The sequence below is a fragment of the Microbacterium umsixpiens genome, from assembly GCF_053543675.1.
On sequence record NZ_JBLVOH010000059.1, the window covers coordinates 1 to 1,973 of the forward strand.

Here is a 1,973-nt window from a genome sequence, read left to right on the forward strand (position 1 = left end):
CGGAGCACCGCGACGACTCCGGCCGCGTTGATCGCGTTGTGCACGCCCGGGACCGCGAGCTGCATGCGCGCCTGCTCATCCCCTTGGCTGATGGTCGCGGCGACCGGTCCGGCCGCGACGATGTCGGTGACGCGCACGTCGGCGTTCTCCGCCTGGCCGAACGTGAGCACGTTCGGGTGGGACAGCCCTGCACCGACGCGGAGTGCACCGGCGTCGTCGCTCGAGATGACGACGGCTTCGGTGGCCGCGTCGGCGAACCGCACGAAAGCGTCGTGGAATGCCTCTTCCGAGCCGTAGTGGTCGAGGTGGTCGGGATCGACGTTGGTGATGAGCGCGACCGCGGTGTCGTAGAGCAGGAAAGTGCCGTCGGACTCGTCGGCCTCGACCACGAACAGGTCGCCCGTGCCCGTGGCACTCGAGGTGCCGAGCTGCTCGATGACGCCTCCGTTGACGAAGTGCGGGTCGGCGCCCAGCTCACGCAGCGCCGTGACGATCATCCCGGTCGAGGTGGTCTTCCCGTGGGCACCGGCGACCGAGACCAGCCGCCGCGAACCGATCAGCCAATGCAGTGCCTGCGACCGGTGGATCACGTGCAGGCCGCGAGCCTTCGCCGTCACGAACTCGGGGTTCTCGGGCCAGATCGCGCCCGTGTGCACGACGGTGTCGGCATCACCGAGGTGGGCGGCGTCGTGGCCGACGTGCACCGTCGCCCCCGCGTCCGCCAGGGCGCGCAGATTATCGCTGTCCGCCCGGTCGCTGCCGGAGACGCGGATACCCGCGTCGAGGAACATCTTCGCGAGGCCGCTCATGCCGGAACCGCCGATGCCGATGAAGTGCGCAGCGGTGATCGTCTCGGGAATGGGGAGGGAGAGGTCGGGTCTGATCATGTCCGCTTCAGTCTACTTTTCTTCGGTGTCGACGACCGTGTCAGACCGCGTCCAATGCGCGGTCGATCAACCCGATCACGTTCTCGGTGCCGTTGCGGGTGCCCGCCGTCTCGGCCGCGGCGGCCATCCGGTCGAGCCTGTCCCTGTCTCCCAGGATCGGCAGGACGATCCGCCGTACGGCGTCGCCGTCGAAAGTCGCGTCGTCGAGAAGCTCGGCCGCTCCTGCCGCCACCGCAGACGCCGCGTTCAGGCGCTGCTCGCCGTTGCCGACCGAGTACGGCACGTAGAGGGCGGGGATGCCCAGCGCACTGATCTCGCTGACCGTCGCCGAGCCGGACCGCGACACGATCAGGTCCGCCAGCGCGAAGGCCAGATCCATGCGGTCGACGTAGCGCCGCAGCGCGTAGCCCTCGACGCCCGGATCGGCGAGATCGCTGCGCTCACCCGTCACATGCAGCAGCTGCCACCCGGCTGCGAGGACATCGCGCCAGGAGTCCGCGAGGGCCTCGTTGAGGCGCTGAGCACCGAGCGAGCCGCCGAACGCGAGCAGCACCGGGCGATCCGGGTCGAGACCGAAGTACTCCGCGGCCTCCGCGCGCGTCGCCGCACGATCGAGCGTGATGACCTCCTGGCGCAGCGGCATCCCGACCGTCTCGCTACCCCGGAGCGGCGTGCCCTCGAACGCCACGCCCACGGCCGCGGCACGGCGGGCCCCGAGCACGTTGGCGAGACCGGGCTTGGCGTTGGCCTCGTGCACCACGAACGGCACGCCCTCGCGCCGCGCAGCCACGTAGGCGGGTGCGGATGCGTAGCCCCCGAATCCGACGACGACATCGACGCCGTGTCGGCGGATGTGCGCGCGCACCTGAGCGATGGCGCGGCGGAACCGCATCGGGAAGACCGCAGCCTGGCGATTCGGACGACGCGGGAACGGGACCTTGTCGACGACGAGCAGTTCGTAGCCTCGAGCGGGCACCAGCCGGGACTCGAGCCCCTCGGCCGTACCGAGCACGAGCACGGTGGCATCGGCGTCGCGTTCACGAAGTGCGTCGGCGACGGCGAGCAGGGGGTTCACATGGCCGGCGG

At 70.5% G+C, this 1,973-nt stretch carries 2 protein-coding genes; both read right to left on the bottom strand.

The genetic code is table 11. The features are described from left to right. Positions 1–887 (bottom strand): Mur ligase domain-containing protein (locus ACNPM4_RS05835; RefSeq protein WP_448985036.1); only part of this gene is annotated, 887 nt, incomplete at its 3' end. A 40-nt stretch (positions 888–927) separates the two neighbouring features. Then, on the bottom strand, positions 928–1,973 hold a 1,046-nt coding region (locus ACNPM4_RS05840), incomplete at its 5' end, for a UDP-N-acetylglucosamine--N-acetylmuramyl-(pentapeptide) pyrophosphoryl-undecaprenol N-acetylglucosamine transferase (RefSeq protein ID WP_448985038.1).